This window comes from Campylobacter sp. JMF_06 NA1, from assembly GCF_027737785.1.
In the GTDB taxonomy this organism is placed as follows: domain Bacteria; phylum Campylobacterota; class Campylobacteria; order Campylobacterales; family Campylobacteraceae; genus Campylobacter_B.
Window position 1 is genome coordinate 32,694 of sequence record NZ_JAOVUA010000008.1, and the last position, 14,412, is coordinate 47,105.

Annotated in this window: 12 protein-coding genes and 1 pseudogene; 6 read left to right on the top strand and 7 right to left on the bottom strand. The window is 40.2% G+C overall.

What is annotated here, in order from left to right; all coding sequences use genetic code 11:
* The first annotated feature begins 48 nt into the window (after positions 1–48).
* Entirely contained in the window at positions 49–735 is a 687-nt protein-coding gene (locus OFO07_RS07750; protein ID WP_270871543.1) for an aspartate/glutamate racemase family protein, read from the top strand.
* A 6-nt stretch (positions 736–741) separates the two neighbouring features.
* Here OFO07_RS07750 and OFO07_RS07755 read toward each other — a convergent pair whose 3' ends face one another.
* On the bottom strand, positions 742–888 hold the full coding sequence (locus OFO07_RS07755; protein WP_270859928.1) for a hypothetical protein: 147 nt from the start codon (positions 886–888) through the stop codon (positions 742–744).
* 16 nt (positions 889–904) lie between these two features.
* Between OFO07_RS07755 and OFO07_RS07845 the strand changes: the two are divergent.
* Positions 905–1,024, top strand: a pseudogene (locus OFO07_RS07845) (DMT family transporter); the annotation flags it as partial.
* Between the two features lie 78 nt (positions 1,025–1,102).
* Here the strand turns inward: OFO07_RS07845 and OFO07_RS07760 are convergent.
* The 4 genes from OFO07_RS07760 to OFO07_RS07775 form a co-directional block, all read right to left on the bottom strand.
* Positions 1,103–1,600, bottom strand: coding sequence for a flavodoxin (locus OFO07_RS07760; RefSeq protein WP_270871544.1), 498 nt, complete (start codon positions 1,598–1,600; stop codon positions 1,103–1,105).
* Positions 1,601–1,845: 245 nt separating this feature from the next.
* A complete protein-coding gene (locus OFO07_RS07765) occupies positions 1,846–2,169 on the bottom strand; it encodes a DUF2325 domain-containing protein (RefSeq protein ID WP_270859923.1) in 324 nt (107 codons plus the stop codon).
* 169 nt (positions 2,170–2,338) lie between these two features.
* Entirely contained in the window at positions 2,339–5,890 is a 3,552-nt protein-coding gene (gene nifJ, locus OFO07_RS07770; RefSeq protein ID WP_270871545.1) for a pyruvate:ferredoxin (flavodoxin) oxidoreductase, read from the bottom strand.
* 138 nt (positions 5,891–6,028) lie between these two features.
* A complete protein-coding gene (locus OFO07_RS07775) occupies positions 6,029–6,442 on the bottom strand; it encodes a hypothetical protein (protein WP_270862801.1) in 414 nt (137 codons plus the stop codon).
* 97 nt (positions 6,443–6,539) lie between these two features.
* On the opposite strand from OFO07_RS07775, the gene dut reads away from it, so the two are divergent.
* Genes dut through OFO07_RS07790 form a run of 3 tightly spaced genes read left to right on the top strand, consistent with a single transcriptional unit; the run spans position 6,540 to position 8,262 of the window.
* A complete protein-coding gene (gene dut, locus OFO07_RS07780) occupies positions 6,540–7,232 on the top strand; it encodes a dUTPase (protein WP_270871546.1) in 693 nt (230 codons plus the stop codon).
* A 9-nt stretch (positions 7,233–7,241) separates the two neighbouring features.
* Complete coding sequence (locus OFO07_RS07785) at positions 7,242–7,991, top strand: EI24 domain-containing protein (RefSeq protein ID WP_270871547.1); 750 nt, start codon at positions 7,242–7,244, stop codon at positions 7,989–7,991.
* A gap of 55 nt (positions 7,992–8,046) precedes the next feature.
* Entirely contained in the window at positions 8,047–8,262 is a 216-nt protein-coding gene (locus OFO07_RS07790) for a hypothetical protein (RefSeq protein ID WP_270871548.1), read from the top strand.
* A gap of 34 nt (positions 8,263–8,296) precedes the next feature.
* On the opposite strand, the gene OFO07_RS07795 is transcribed toward OFO07_RS07790, so the two are convergent.
* Complete coding sequence (locus OFO07_RS07795) at positions 8,297–8,704, bottom strand: acyl-CoA thioesterase (RefSeq protein WP_270862798.1); 408 nt, start codon at positions 8,702–8,704, stop codon at positions 8,297–8,299.
* 122 nt (positions 8,705–8,826) lie between these two features.
* On the opposite strand from OFO07_RS07795, the gene ciaB reads away from it, so the two are divergent.
* Positions 8,827–10,647 (top strand): invasion protein CiaB, encoded by a 1,821-nt coding sequence (gene ciaB / locus OFO07_RS07800; protein ID WP_270871549.1) that lies wholly within the window; start codon positions 8,827–8,829, stop codon positions 10,645–10,647.
* Between the two features lie 702 nt (positions 10,648–11,349).
* On the opposite strand, the gene OFO07_RS07805 is transcribed toward ciaB, so the two are convergent.
* The coding region (locus tag OFO07_RS07805; RefSeq protein ID WP_270871550.1) for a hypothetical protein at positions 11,350–14,412 on the bottom strand (3,063 nt) is incomplete at its 5' end.

The following is a 14,412-nucleotide window of genomic DNA, read 5'->3' on the forward strand; positions in this document are numbered from 1 at the left end:
AAATTCTGTTAAAATCATCTGAATTTTAAATTTTTTCAAGGAGATTTTTTGAAAACTATCGGACTAATCGGCGGAATGAGCTGGGAAAGCACGGCTACTTACTATAAAATCATAAATGAAGAGATAAAAGCTTATCTTGGAGGTTTGCATAGTGCAAAAATTCTGCTTTATAGTGTGGATTTTAGCGAGATCGAAGAGTGTCAAGCAAAGGGCGAGTGGGAGAGAGCCGGTCGTATTTTAGCCGGTGTCGCTAAAAATTTAGAACTCGCAGGAGCCGATTTTATCGCTATTTGCACCAACACAATGCACAAGGTTGAACCACAAATCAGTGCAAATTTGCAAATTCCCGTTTTGCACATCGCCACAGCTACCGCTGATGAGCTAAAAGCCAAAAATATCGATAAAACCATACTTCTTGGCACGAAATACACGATGACGCAAGATTTTTATAAAGAAAAATTAATCGAACAAGGTATAGAAATTTTTATTCCAAATGATGACGAGATCGAATTTATAAACTCAGTCATTTTTAATGAGCTTTGTTTAGGTAAAATTTTCTCATATTCAAAAGAGAAATTTTTAAAAATCATCGATAGACTTGCGAATTTAGGGGCAAAAAGTGTGATTTTAGGTTGCACAGAAATCGGACTTTTGATTTCGCAAGATGATTTGGAAATTCCGGTATTTGACACAACTATAATCCACGCTAAAAAATGCGCCAAAATGGCGTTATAATGGGATTTAATCTCCCATTATAAGCTTATTTGTGATTATATATTTGATCTTTTGACGATTTAAATTTGAAACAGGATCAAATTCGCCCTCATAAATTTCATCGAAATTTTCGTCCAAATACCTAGTGTAAATTTCGCCGATTAACTTCGTCATTTTTGCCGCCACAGACGAATTTATAAGCGCAGCTGTGTTTGCGCATTTTTGGCTAGGGACAAAATTTGTGTTTTTGGATTTCGTAGGATTTGTGCTGATACTTTCGTGTATATTTTTGTTAGCGAAAAAGGGCTAAATTTAGCCAAATTTGATAATTTGAAAGCTTTAAAAATTAAAATTTGAAAATCAAAAAGACACCTAAGGTATCTTAAAATCATTGAAGATCTTGGGTGATTTGGGCCAACCAAGCCTTTATGCGACCTTCTGTTAGGGCGCTTTGGTTGTCGTTATCGAGGGCAAGGCCTACGAATTTGCCGTCTTTTATGGCTTTGCTTGCGCTAAATTCATAACCCTCAGTCGGCACCGCGCCTATGATTTTTGCGCCAGCGGTTTTAAATCTGGCATATAATTCTGCCATTGCGTTGCAGTATGCGCCAGCATAGCTCGAACTATCGCCCATGCCAAAAATCGCTACCGTTTTGCCGGCTATGTTAATTGCGAGCGAATCAAAATCAAAGCTCGCCCAATCATCTTGGAGTTCGCCATCGTTCCAAGTAGAGCTTCCTACGATGAGCGCGGTGTAGTTTGCGAGGTCCGCTGGCGTGATATCTGCTACATTTTTGATTTCATTTACTATGCCTAAATTTTCGCTTATGAGTTTCGCGGCTGCTTCTGTGTTCCCCATCGAGCTACCGTAGATAATGCCTATCATTTAAAATCCTTTATAAGCTAAATTTCGAGGGTCTATATTACTAATTTTGCTATGAATTTATACTTAAATTTGGTGATTAATTCGCATACAAATCGCGCAAAAATGCGAAATTTGGATTTTGCTGAAAGTGCGCTAAAATCGCGGTTTGGTTAAATTTAGCAAATTTTAAAAGGGCTAAATTTGGGAATTTGTAAAAAGCTAAATTTCACCCAAATTTCAACGAGAAATTTGAGCGAAATTTTAGATTAATCGTTTTTGTCTTTGTCGCAACAAAAGCTGTTTTTTAACCCGAAAATTTTACAATACTCGCAAAACACACAGCTTACGCTTCGTTTTGCGCACACAAGCGGGATATTGCGTTTTTTGACTTCGCTTTTGATTTTTTTCATCGTGTTGTGGTTTAAAAAACTAGTTAGCATTACTACGCAATCGGTATTTTGCGGGATTGGTTTGCGATTGACGCGGTTTTCGTTGCGTGCGTCCCAATGCTCGATATGCGTCGCGCCAAGATTGTGCAAAACAGCCTTTATCGGAGTGATTTCATCTGCGCCTATTACTAAAACACTCATTTTATCCCCTTTTGTTTTGATATTGGTTATTATAACACAAAAAATTTAAAACTTTCTGATAATGGATATAAAAATCTCAGAATTTTTATGATTTTAAAAAGGCTAAATTTAGGGAATTTTGAAAGAATAAAGAAAAAAGGTTGCGGTAAATTTACCGCAACCTGCGAGATTAAATCTCGTCTGAATAATCAGAATTTGCTAAGCGTTTTAGCTGTCTGTATCGTTTTTGAGAGTCTTGTTTGTTTTTAGCATAAAGCTCGTCAGCGTGCTCTGGGTTGTTTTTCCTTAGAGCGTTGTAGCGAACTTCGTTCATCAAAAAGCTCTCGTATAGATCCCAATCAGGCTCTTTTGAGCTGATTTTTAGTGGGTTTTGACCAGCGTCTGCTAAGCGTGGATCGAAAGTATAAGTTGGCCAGTAACCGCATTTTGTCGCAAGCTCAGCTTGTGCGCCAGAGTGGTTTAGACCGCCTTTGATACCATGAGCGATACAAGGGCAGTAGCAGATGATGAGCGATGGACCATCATAAGCCTCTGCTTCCAAAATCGCTTTGATTGTAGCAGCTTGGCTAGCGTTTGAGTTGATTTGAGCTACGAAAATATTTCCGTAAGTCATAGCGATTTGTCCCAAATCTTTCTTTTGAACTGCTTTTCCGCCAGCTGTGAATTGAGCGATAGAACCGCGGCGGCTAGCTTTTGAGCTTTGGCCACCTGTGTTTGAATAAACCTCAGTGTTTAGAACCAAAACATTTACATTTTCGCCACTAGCTAAAACATGATCAAGTCCGCCGTATCCGATATCATAACCCCAGCCGTCGCCACCGATAATCCATTGTGATTTTTTGCTTAGGTAAGATTTTCTCTCTAAAATTTCGCTAACACCCTTAACGCCTTTGTTTTGCTCTAAGATTGGGATTAGTTTGTCTGTAACTTCGCGAGATTTTACAGTGTCGTTGCGATTTTCGATCCAGTCATTATATAGAGCTTTTAGCGCGTTTGGAGCTTCGTCCATTGTATTTAGCATAACATCTTCGATTTTATGGCGAATTGTCTCTGTTGCTACCTTCATACCAAGGCCGAATTCTGCGTTGTCCTCGAATAGTGAGTTTGCCCATGCGACACCGCGTCCGTTTGCGTCTTTGCGGTATGGAGTCGAAGGAGCAGAACCGCCGTAGATTGAGCTACATCCTGTCGCATTTGCTACAATCATGTGATCGCCAAATAATCTTGTGATAAGTGTGATATATGGAGTCTCACCGCAACCTGGGCATGCGCCGTGGAATTCGAAATATGGTCTAGCAAAGCCGACATTTTTGACATTGTTTTTCGGTGCCAAATCATCTTTGTAGCGAACATTTTCAAATAAATAATCAGCGCTTGTTTGCTCGCCTTTATCCATTTCTTCGCCAAGTGGAACCATAACCAAAGATTTATCTTTGCTTGGGCAGTTTTCAGCACACAATGCACAACCGGTGCAATCTAGCGGGCTTACTTGAATTTTATATTTCATACCTGCAAAATCTTTGCCTTTTGCGTCAAGTAGGTGCTCTTTTGTGTATTGTGGAGCGTTTGCTACATCGTTTTCATCTAGCAAGAACGGTCTGATTACAGCGTGTGGGCAGACGAACGCGCATTGGTTGCATTGGATACAATTTGCCTCGATCCATTTTGGCACAAGCACGCCTACACCGCGTTTTTCGTATTTTGTAGTGCCTGCTTCAAATGAGCCGTCTTCGTGTCCGATAAATGCTGATACTGGCAAATCATTTCCTCTGGCTGCATTTACAGGTTTTACGATTTTTTCGACGAATTCTGTGCCTTTGTATCCTACGCTATCAGATTTTACTTCGTCTTTCAAATTTGCCCATGCAGGATCGACTGGGACTTGGACTAAGCCGTCAGCGCCCTTATCAATCGCATCGTAGTTCATTTGCACGATTGCGTCGCCTTTTTTAGCGTATGATTTGTATGCAAATTCCTTCATATATTTTTGAGCTTCTTCAAACGGAATAATTTTCGCTAGTTTGAAAAACGCTGATTGCATAATGGTATTTGTGCGGTTGCCTAGTCCGATTTCATGGGCTAGTTTAGTAGCGTTTAAAATGTAGAATTTAACATTTTTTTGTGCTAGGATTCTTTTTACTTTGTTTGGTATTTTTTTGATAGTTTCCTCTGCGTCCCAGATTGAATTCAAAAGGAAGGTTCCGCCGTCTTTGATACCGTCGATTACATCGTAAATTTCAAGATACGCTGCTACTGAACAGGCTACGAAATTTGGATTTGAAACTAGGTAAGTTGAGCGGATTGGTTTTTTACCAAATCTTAGGTGTGAGCGTGTGTAACCGCCTGATTTTTTGCTATCGTAAGCAAAATATGCTTGCGCATAAAGATCTGTTTTATCGCCAATGATTTTGATTGAGTTTTTGTTCGCACCGACTGTGCCGTCTGCGCCAAGTCCGTAGAAAAGACACTCGATCTCATCTGCTTCGCCAAGAGAAATTTTCTCGCCGACTTTTAGTGATAGGAAGGTAACATCGTCTTCGATACCCACAGTGAAACCATTTTTTGGTTGGTCTGATTTTAGGTTGTCAAATACAGCGATCATTTGAGCTGGATCGACATCTTTTGAGCTTAGGCCATAGCGTCCGCCGATGATTAGAGGAGCTTTTTTGCTACCATAAAATGCTGATTTGATATCTAGGTATAGTGGCTCGCCGATACTTCCTGGCTCTTTTGTTCTATCCAAAACGCAAATTCTCTCTACTGATTCTGGTAAAACAGCAAATAGGTGTTTTACGCTAAATGGTCTGTAAAGATGAACTTTGATAACGCCAACTTTTTCGCCTTTTGAATTTAGATAATCAACTACCTCTTCAAGAGTTTGATTTACTGAACCCATTGCGACTATGACTCTTGTAGCGTCTTTGGCGCCATAGTAAGTGAAAGGCTTATACTCTCTGCCTGTGATTTTTGAAATTTTTTCCATATAATCAGCTACGATATCTGGCAAAGCGTCGTAGAATTTGTTTGTTAGCTCTCTTGTTTGGAAGTAAATGTCATCGTTTTGAGCTGTTCCGCGAGTTTTTGGGTGCTCTGGGTTTAGTGCATTATCACGGAAAGCCTTAACTGCGTCATAATCGAGCAATTTGTCAAATTCAGCGTAATCCATAACCTCGACTTTTTGAATTTCGTGGCTTGTGCGGAAGCCGTCAAAGAAGTGTAGGAAAGGAACGCGACCTTTAATCGCTGCTAGGTGAGCGATACCGCCTAGATCCATTACTTCTTGCACGCTGTCGCTTGCTAGCATAGCAAAGCCTGTTTGGCGACATGCATAGACATCTTGGTGATCACCAAAAATAGAAAGAGCTTGCGCTGCAAGGGCTCTGGCTGCTACATGGATAACGCCTGGTAGCATTTGACCAGCGATTTTATACATATTTGGAATTTTAAGTAGTAAGCCTTGTGAAGCTGTGTAAGTTGTAGTAAGCGCACCAGCTTGCAGTGAGCCATGCACTGTTCCAGCGGCACCTGCCTCGCTTTGCATTTCTACGACTTTAACTGGCATACCAAAAAGGTTTTTCATGCCTTTTGCAGCCCACATATCTGTATAATCAGCCATTGGTGAGCTAGGTGTGATAGGGTAAATTCCTGCAACCTCGGTAAAAGCGTAAGAAACATAAGCCGCGGCTTCGTTTCCGTCCATAGTTTTCATAACTTTTCCCATATTTTCTCCTTACTGTTCGGGATTGTGTAAAACCTGTAAATTTTAGCTAAAAGTTGCTTAATTTGTTGTAAGTAATTAAAATAAAAATGGAATTTTGCGGATACAAATTCAACTGAATTTAAGTAAAAGGAGTAAAATTTACTCCTCTTTTTTGCGCTCCCAAACGCGCTTTTTACCGAAGGTTACGACATTATCGGTTAGCTTCATCCAATCAAGCCTAATGGCAAAAAGCTCAGGGTTCATCGCCTTGGCAACGGCAAATCTTTTGAAGTAAATTTTAGCCTCGTTTTCATCTGCGCTACGAATTTTGCCTTTAAACTGAATTCCTTTAATCCTAGAAATGATTTTGGTATCCAAAGCAATCGTGCCAGAGACGAAACGATTGGTAAAAAGCGCCTTGATATGCGTAGAATCTTCATGCCCTGAAAAAATCAAGGTTTTATTATCTTTATCGTAAGCGTAAAATGCGTTTGAGCAATACGGCAGATTTTCGACTAGCACGGCGATTGACATAAGCTTCATTTTGCTTAAAAATAGGTCAAATTTATCCATAAATCCCCCTGTAAAATTTAAAATTTCAAAAATTTGGGTAATTATACCTACATTTTCTTTTATGCGCTATAATTTCGCGCTAAATTTAGGAGAAGTTATGGAAAATTATAAAAAAATAAAAGAGATGTTTTTAATGCAACAACGCCTAAACGACGAAACTAACGGCGTGGGCTGGGAGGACGGATACACCAAAAACGGCAAATTAATCAACTGGAAGCGTTGCATTTATATGGAGTGCGCTGAGCTGATCGACAGCTTTGCATGGAAACACTGGAAAAACATCGCCGCAGCCCCTGATATAGATAATATCGTCATTGAAATCGTGGATATTTGGCACTTTGTGATGAGCTATGTTTTGGAACAAAACAAAAATTTAAAAAGCATTGATGAGATTGCTAGCGAAGTAATCAGCGTAAGCGCGTTTAGAGAATTTAGCGCGCACCGCGCGAATATCGAGGATTACTCGATTTATGAAATCGTAAATGATATCGAGCTTTTGATTCACGAAACGAGCGGATTTAATTTTAGCATAGGTTCGCTTTTGCAGGATTATTTCAGAGTGGCGATTAAGTGCGGGGTAAATTTGGAGGTGCTTTTCGCCAAATATATCGGCAAAAATGTGCTAAATAAATTCCGCCAAGACAACGGCTACAAAGAGGGCAGCTACCGCAAAATTTGGAACGGCAAAGAGGATAATGTCGTTTTAGTCGAAATTTTAAATAGTGGCGTTTTGGAAGTGGGCGAAATTTACGCAAATTTAGAAAAAGCCTATAAAAACAGCGAAATTTAAAGAAATTTAATGGGTAAAATTTTTCGCCTCTCAATCAAAGATTTTTTTACGAAAAAATTCATCACCCTTTCGCTTTTGCCGTTTTTTTGCGCGCTTTTGGTGCTTGGGTATTTTATGTATTTTGGCGGAAGCGAGATTTTTGCTCTGCTCGAAGAGGGGGCAAAAAGCGGTGATTTTAGCTTTTTGGACGAGGCGAGATTTCCGCTGATTGCAAAACTGCTAGCTTATGGTGCCACAAAATGGATAATCGGTGTGATTTTTTACACCTTTGGGACATTTTTGGTGCTTATGCTAAGCGTGTTTTGCGCACTTTTTATCGCTGGATTTCTCACGCCCATTGTTACAAAAGAGATAAATTTAAGACACTACCATTTAGAGCGCGCCGATGAGCCAAATTTGGGGCGAGTGCTAACCCTAATGGCGATTGAAATTTTAAAATTTATTGGAATTTTACTGCTTTGCTTGCTACTTTTAGCGGTGCCACTAATAAATCTTTTTGTGATAAATATACCATTTTTTTATATTTATTATAAACTCATTTTAATCGATGTCGCTTCAAATACCCTAGATAAAAAAAGCTTTGAGAAATGCTATAAAAAGGGCGGTGGGTATAAATTTATGCTTAGCGTGTTTTTGTTTTATTTAGCGTGTTTGATTCCGCTTGTGGGTCTGTTTTTCCAGCTGTTTTTTATCATATACTTATCGCATATAATATTTTTATCGCAACTAAAATTTAAAAAAATTAATGCAAATCAATGAAATTTATGCCGAATTTGTATAAAATAGCGGTTTAGTTTATTCCAAAGGATTTCTCATGAAAACTGGCAATGTCTATATCTGCAATATCTGCTCACTCAAAAGTAGCGATGACGAAAACGCTGTATTCATCAAAGCCCACAAAAACGGCGAAACCGTGCATATTTGCACCGCCTGTATGCCAAGCCTAATACATGGCTCTGGTATGATTGTAAAAAGCAATGCTGAGCTAGAATCTGAATTTTTCGAAGAGTTTAAAAAACACACAAAATAAAAATTTGGCAAATTTTAAATTTGCCAAATTTAGCCTAAAATCCCTTTAATTTTTTTAGCTCTGGATCGATTACGAGTTTGTTGCCCTCGCTATCGACGGCTACATAGGTTACTTCTGCGCTTGTTACATGCTGGCAAATACGAGAGCGCGACTCTTTGCAATACCTCTCGGCTGTAACATTTACCAAAACCGTAATCGAAGTGTTGCCGATTTTGGTCACGGTTGCGTGGCAAGTAACTAAATCTCCCACGAAAACAGGCTGTTTGAAAATCACCTCTTTCATCGATATCGTGACCACGCGCTCAGGCGCAAACTCCCTTGCCGCGACAGTTCCAGCCAAATCAATCTGTGATAAAATCCACCCGCCAAAGATATTTCCGGCTGGGTTAGTATCTGTTGGCATAGCGATGATTTTTATAACTGCTTCGCCCATGTGTTCCATATTTTCTCCTTATTTGTAAATTTAAGCTTGGCATTGTAGCAAAGCCAGATTAAATAAAAAGTTACTAAAACTCTCTTAAAAAAAATTTTGCTAAAATTAGCCAAAATTTTAAAGGGAAAAATATGAATAATTTCGATCGATTAAACGAATTGGTAAGCGAAACGAAGGCAAATTTAAACGCACTTTATGCAAACTCAGATAGCGAAATCATAAAACAAGGTCTGCAAATTTGCGAATTTAGCGAGACTCAAAGCGCGAAAATCGCGATTTTAAGGCGTATTGTGGATTTAAAAGAAGAGGCGATGATGCAAGAATTTCGCAAGCTAGGCTATGACGCAAACAAACAAAGCTTGCTACGCGAAAAAATGTATGATTATGTCAGGCAAATACACTCTGACATGCACGCCGCACTTATCGCAAAAATCGAAGAGGAAAAAATTCTAAACCCATTTTATTTAGAACTTATCAAAAGCGTGCATAAAATCGGACTTGTAATCAATCAAATGCAAAAAAGCTGGCAAAAACTCATTATCGATACCAACAACAAACGCTTAGAGATGAATTTCGCCAGTATCGCGGACGCCAAAGAGTATCTTTTCGAAAACGAGCTTTTACAGCGCACGCCACACGATGAAATTTGTGATCGTTGCTATGGCGCGATTATCCAAGATAGCGAGGGCAAATTTGTCATGGCGCCCTATGCCGTGGCGTTTGAAGAGGATAGCAAAGAGTTAATCGGCACATTTAATAAAGCGATTTTAGAACTCGAAGATCTAGCTAGCAACGCCGAGGAGCGGGCATATATTTACTACCTAGCCAAACTTCGCACAGCCTTTGCCGAGCGCAACAATGTCTTTGTAATCGGCGCATGGCGGGACGCTGAAATGGCGTGGATGGAGACCAAATCCCCGATACAAATCGGCCACCCGCTTGAATACTACGAGGATAACTACACACACGCAGTCGCGCTAGAATGGGACATCAGACTATCTCAGCCGACTAGGTTTGACGCGGATAAATTTAAGGCTGAAATTAGTGCTAGTTTTGATAAAATTTACAAACAAATCGGTGCAAATAGCCCTGTAATGCGCTCGCTCGTGCTTTCAAACATTGATAAAACCCAGCTTTATATCTCCACGCCGATGATTTATTACGGCGCGGATTTAAACGGGCTATTTTCGGCGCAGGTCGTGCCAAATGACGAATTCGTCAGCACAAACTGCGGAAAGAAAATTTTCGCATTTGTAAATTTTGTCTATGAAAGCGCCAAAGCCAAGCCGTTTATGAAAATTTCATCGCAAATTTTTGATTTAGATTATTTAAATTTTGGGCGTGAAATTTTATTCAAACAGCCTAAAATTTGGCGTATGGTCTATGAAATCTCCACAATCGGCCACGAGTTTGGCCATATATTTTTCATCGACGAGGACACGGAGTCGCTGATGAATAAATCAGGCGCTTTCAAGCTCGTCGAAGAATACAAGGCCACCACGGGCGGACTAATCAACTTCTTTTTCAACGAAAAACCAGAAATGCGCCTGCCGGTCCTTGACGAGCTAATCCGCCGCAGCGTGGGGCTCATTGCGTGGCAAAGGGTAAATGATGTAAGGCTTTATTATTGCGAGGGGCTAATTCATCTGACGCTACTATTCCGCGCTGGCGTGCTGAAATTTGACGGCGCGAAGCTTGCGGTCGATTTTAGCGAGGCGGGATATGAGAGATTTAAGAAAATTTGCCTGAAAAATTACGAAATTTTAGCGAGCACTTATTACAAAAAGCTCGACGCTTACGACTTTTTGGACGGATTTGTCGAAAATACTAGCGGCGTGTATCTGCCAAAAGACGCGGTGTGTAGGGAGTTTGTAGAGTTTTACTACGCACTTTATGAAAAAATCGGCAACGAAATCGACGAGAGTGGCGAGCGCGAAAAATGGGCAAATTAAGGGGTTAAATTTGGCCTTTTTGAGTTTTTAAACACTGCGCCTGAGATTTGAAATTCGAAATTTTGCTAGCTATTGTCATTGCGAGCGAGCTTTGCTCGCGTGGTAATCTAGCAACGCCGTTAGGCGTTCAGTAAAAATCAAATCAGCTAAATTTAGAAAAACGAAGTTTTTTTAATTTAGCCACTTCTAAGGTTTTACAGGGGTGGGGTTGGTAAGGGGGAGGGTAGCGTCTCCTAAAAAGCGCGCCCTCCCCCTTACAGAGAATTTCAAATTTCGCTTAAAATTTAAAAAATCGTTCAATGCTAAATTTAAGTAGAATTTTACTTTAAATTTTTCTGGATTGCTTCGGCGTTATCACGCCTCGCAATGACACGCTTGTAAATGTTTTGGTAATTTTTGCTCGTAGATTGCCACGAATTTTGCTAACGCAAAATTCTCGCAATGACAAATTAAACAAATTTTGCCCACCATTGTCATTGCGAGGAGCGACAGCGACGAAGCAATCTACGAGTTTAAAATTTTTACCACTAAATTTGCAAAAATGCCAATATTAAATTTTAAATTCGTAGATTGCTTCGCTTTCTGCGAAAGCTCGCAATGACAGATTTGGCAAAATTTTAAATTTTGCCAAATTTAGCGTTTGAAATTTTAAATTCTTAGGGGTTGTGGCAGGTTTCCCTGCCACGAAGCAATCAAATTTAACTAAAACGCAATGCTAAGCGCCATTTGTGCGCTTACACCTTCTTGTTTGCCAGCGTATCCTTTCACGCCAGCGTCGAATTTAAGCGTTTCGGTTTTGTATTGATAGCCGATTTCGCCAATTCCTGTTAGACCTTTTAGATCTGGGCTTAGCATCTCGCCTGTGCTACCATTTGGCACGATAAATCTACCGCCTGCTTCTGAACTAAACTCATATTCGCCAGCCAAACCAACGAAGAATTTATTATGCTCATCTATTTTGAAGTTATCTTGCAAGCCAGCCCTAATCTTGTGTGATTGTAGGGCGTCGAAGTGAGTATCCGCGCCATCTATTTTGATATCGGCTGCGTCGATATGGGTGTAGAAATATCTAGCATAAAAATCCAAATCGTTGCTTTCGCTTAGCGGGACGATTTTGCCACCGCCTACATGCACAGCATAGTATGTAGAGTCTATGCCCCAATCATAGTATTTGCTAACGCCGTTGAAATTTAGAGTGCCGTCGAAATTCGTAGTTAGCTGACCTACTCTAAATGAGCCCTCATAGTATGAGCCAGTGGTGTTTTCTTGTTTGCCAAATGCGCCCACACCAGCATAGTATGCATCACCGCTACCTTTGGTGCCGTCATCTAAGTAGGCATCATAATCTACATTGCCGTATTCGATGAAAATACCCATTGTAAATTCGCCCTTGCTATTTGGTGCTTTGCCAGCAAGACCTGCGTTTGCGTTAAAGCCCAAACTATCCACATGAGAGCCTGTGTTGTAGCGTTTGTCGTATCCCTCAAAGATAACATAAGGGAAAAGCTCGGTGTATCCATCAGGTATAATGCGCTCTAAGTGGTTTGAGATGAGATACGAACCCTCCCAAACAGCCGCCATACCAGCAATCCTTGCTTCATTGAAAATTTTGGTTTGGTCATTTATGCTAGGTTTTGGATCAGGTTTTGGATCTGGATCAGGTGTTGGCGTTGGCGTCGGTGTCGGTGTCGGTGTCGGTGTCGGTGTCGGTGTCGGTGTTGGTGTCGGTGTCGGTGTTGGTGTTGGTGTTGGTGTTGGTGTTGGTGTTGGTTTTTTCTCTGCAAACAAATCTAGTGAGCTAGTTTCGTATTTAACTGTCGCACCTGCTTGGACGCTTACATTTGTAGCTTGACCTTTTAGCTCTTCTTCTGCGCTAACCAAATGCACTCTACCGCCTTGATCATTTAAATCACTTAAATCATCAACAAAAACATTAACTTGCGAATTTGATAGGTCTGTGTTCGATCCGCCACTTAGTGCGATAGCGGTTGAGCCAGGAGCCGGATTTTTAGGCAAATAAAAGTTAATATTATCAAAACTTGTAATGTCTTTTAGCTTAATACTACCCATTTTAACTGGATTGTCGCTGTTTTCGCCTACATTTAGGGTATTTCCGCTAGGACCGCCATCAAGTGTGACATTGCTTAAATTCAAACCGTTATCGTCTGGCACGATTGTGATTGTATTGCCAGTATCAGGTCCGCCAAATTTGGTAAAAAAGTCGCTTCCGCCGATTGTATCGCCGATTTTTTCAGTCATTTTACTATCGCCTGTAAGGTAAAGAGCCTTTGTATCCTTTGCCACAAACATACCACGCAAAGTTCTCTCAAAAGTATCGGCGTTGTCGATTATATACTCTGTGTTTGTTTGAAGTGCGTCGATAACTATGCCCTCGCCACCATTATCCCAAGCGTGAGCGATAGTTTCGCCTTTACCTGCGATTTTGCTTTGTGTGAAATTTACAAGTTTTTCTCTATTTTTCTCATCGCTTTGGCTTGAAATTAAATAGAATTTTTGATTTGCACCTAGTCCGTAATTGCCACTGCTTGGGTCGTATTTTTTGCCACCAATTTGAACTTCAACACCGCTAAAATCTAAATTTTCGCTATTAGAAGTTAAAATCAAAGCCGAATTTGCTTCGCTAGTAGTTGAAGCTAAATAATCTTTTTTGAAATTTAAAATTTGAAAATCCGCTACATTTCCAGCTTTTAGCTCGGTCTTATTTACATTTAGCTGATTGCCAGAGCTTGTGCCAGTATCGCTATAACCGCCGTGAAGTGTGCCTGTGATTTCACCTGAGTTGAAATTTGCAATGTTATTCTCAGCTTTGCCACTTTCTGTGTAGCCTACATAGACTTCTTTGGCTTTTGCGCCGTTTTTGATTGTAAGAGTATTGCCAGATACGCTTCCGCTATCGCTATCGGCTAGGACAAACTCATCTTCGATTTCCAAATCTGGCATTTCAAAGCTCAAATCTTTTAAATCAGACTCCGCAGATTGTGCTACTATTAGAGATTTTACCTTTGCTCCCTTGGTATTTTTTAGTTGCCCCGGTTTTACTTCGCTTATCGTTCCACTCATAGTTTTGCTTACGACGATATCGACACCTGGAATTTGTGCGCCGTTTAAGTCGATTGTATTATCACTAGCGACTTCACCCTCCTCAGAGTATCCGCCGATAATCACCGCGTTTGATAAACCCGCATCCTTTTCGATAATTATAGAGTTGCCACTCACGGTTTTATCTTTGCTTTCGCCGCCGTAGATTACCTTGCCTTTCAAGTCCCTAGCGTCTTTTGCGATAGTGATTTCGTTACCTCTCTCACTTTTCATGCCAAATTTGGTAAATTCATTGGTGTTGAATTCTGCATTGTCCCATTTCTCTTCTACTTCACTTGCACCTGTTATATAAAGATCTTTTTCATCTTTGCTCACAAACATACCTGCTAGATTTCTGGTGTAGGTATCTTTGTCTAAAATTTTATAAACTTGATCTGTTTGAAGTGCGCCTACTGCTTTGTCGCCATTTCCTACCGTGTTGCCTTGATTTGGCATAGGTTTATTTACAATTTCATTGTATTTTTCTAGTTTGCTGTTTTCTTTATGGATTAGATAGTATTTGCTATCTTTATCTAGTGTGGCGTAGTTTTCTACCTTGTATGGGCTATTTGAAATATCTATTCTAACTCCGCTTAAATCAGTTGTTTCATCTTTGGTTAGGATTAGGGCTGCGTTAGCATTACTATCCTTAGTAGAATCTATATT

What these genes read in the sequence shown, in the direction of transcription:
- OFO07_RS07755 (WP_270859928.1), bottom strand. Translation starts at nt 888, where the DNA reads ATGACGAAGTTAATCGGCGAAATTTACACTAGGTATTTGGACGAAAAT.
- OFO07_RS07760 (WP_270871544.1), bottom strand. Translation starts at nt 1,600, where the DNA reads ATGATAGGCATTATCTACGGTAGCTCGATGGGGAACACAGAAGCAGCC.
- OFO07_RS07765 (WP_270859923.1), bottom strand. Translation starts at nt 2,169, where the DNA reads ATGAGTGTTTTAGTAATAGGCGCAGATGAAATCACTCCGATAAAGGCT.
- nifJ (WP_270871545.1), bottom strand. Translation starts at nt 5,890, where the DNA reads ATGGGAAAAGTTATGAAAACTATGGACGGAAACGAAGCCGCGGCTTAT.
- OFO07_RS07775 (WP_270862801.1), bottom strand. Translation starts at nt 6,442, where the DNA reads ATGGATAAATTTGACCTATTTTTAAGCAAAATGAAGCTTATGTCAATC.
- dut (WP_270871546.1), top strand. Translation starts at nt 6,540, where the DNA reads ATGGAAAATTATAAAAAAATAAAAGAGATGTTTTTAATGCAACAACGC.
- OFO07_RS07785 (WP_270871547.1), top strand. Translation starts at nt 7,242, where the DNA reads ATGGGTAAAATTTTTCGCCTCTCAATCAAAGATTTTTTTACGAAAAAA.
- OFO07_RS07790 (WP_270871548.1), top strand. Translation starts at nt 8,047, where the DNA reads ATGAAAACTGGCAATGTCTATATCTGCAATATCTGCTCACTCAAAAGT.
- OFO07_RS07795 (WP_270862798.1), bottom strand. Translation starts at nt 8,704, where the DNA reads ATGGAACACATGGGCGAAGCAGTTATAAAAATCATCGCTATGCCAACA.
- ciaB (WP_270871549.1), top strand. Translation starts at nt 8,827, where the DNA reads ATGAATAATTTCGATCGATTAAACGAATTGGTAAGCGAAACGAAGGCA.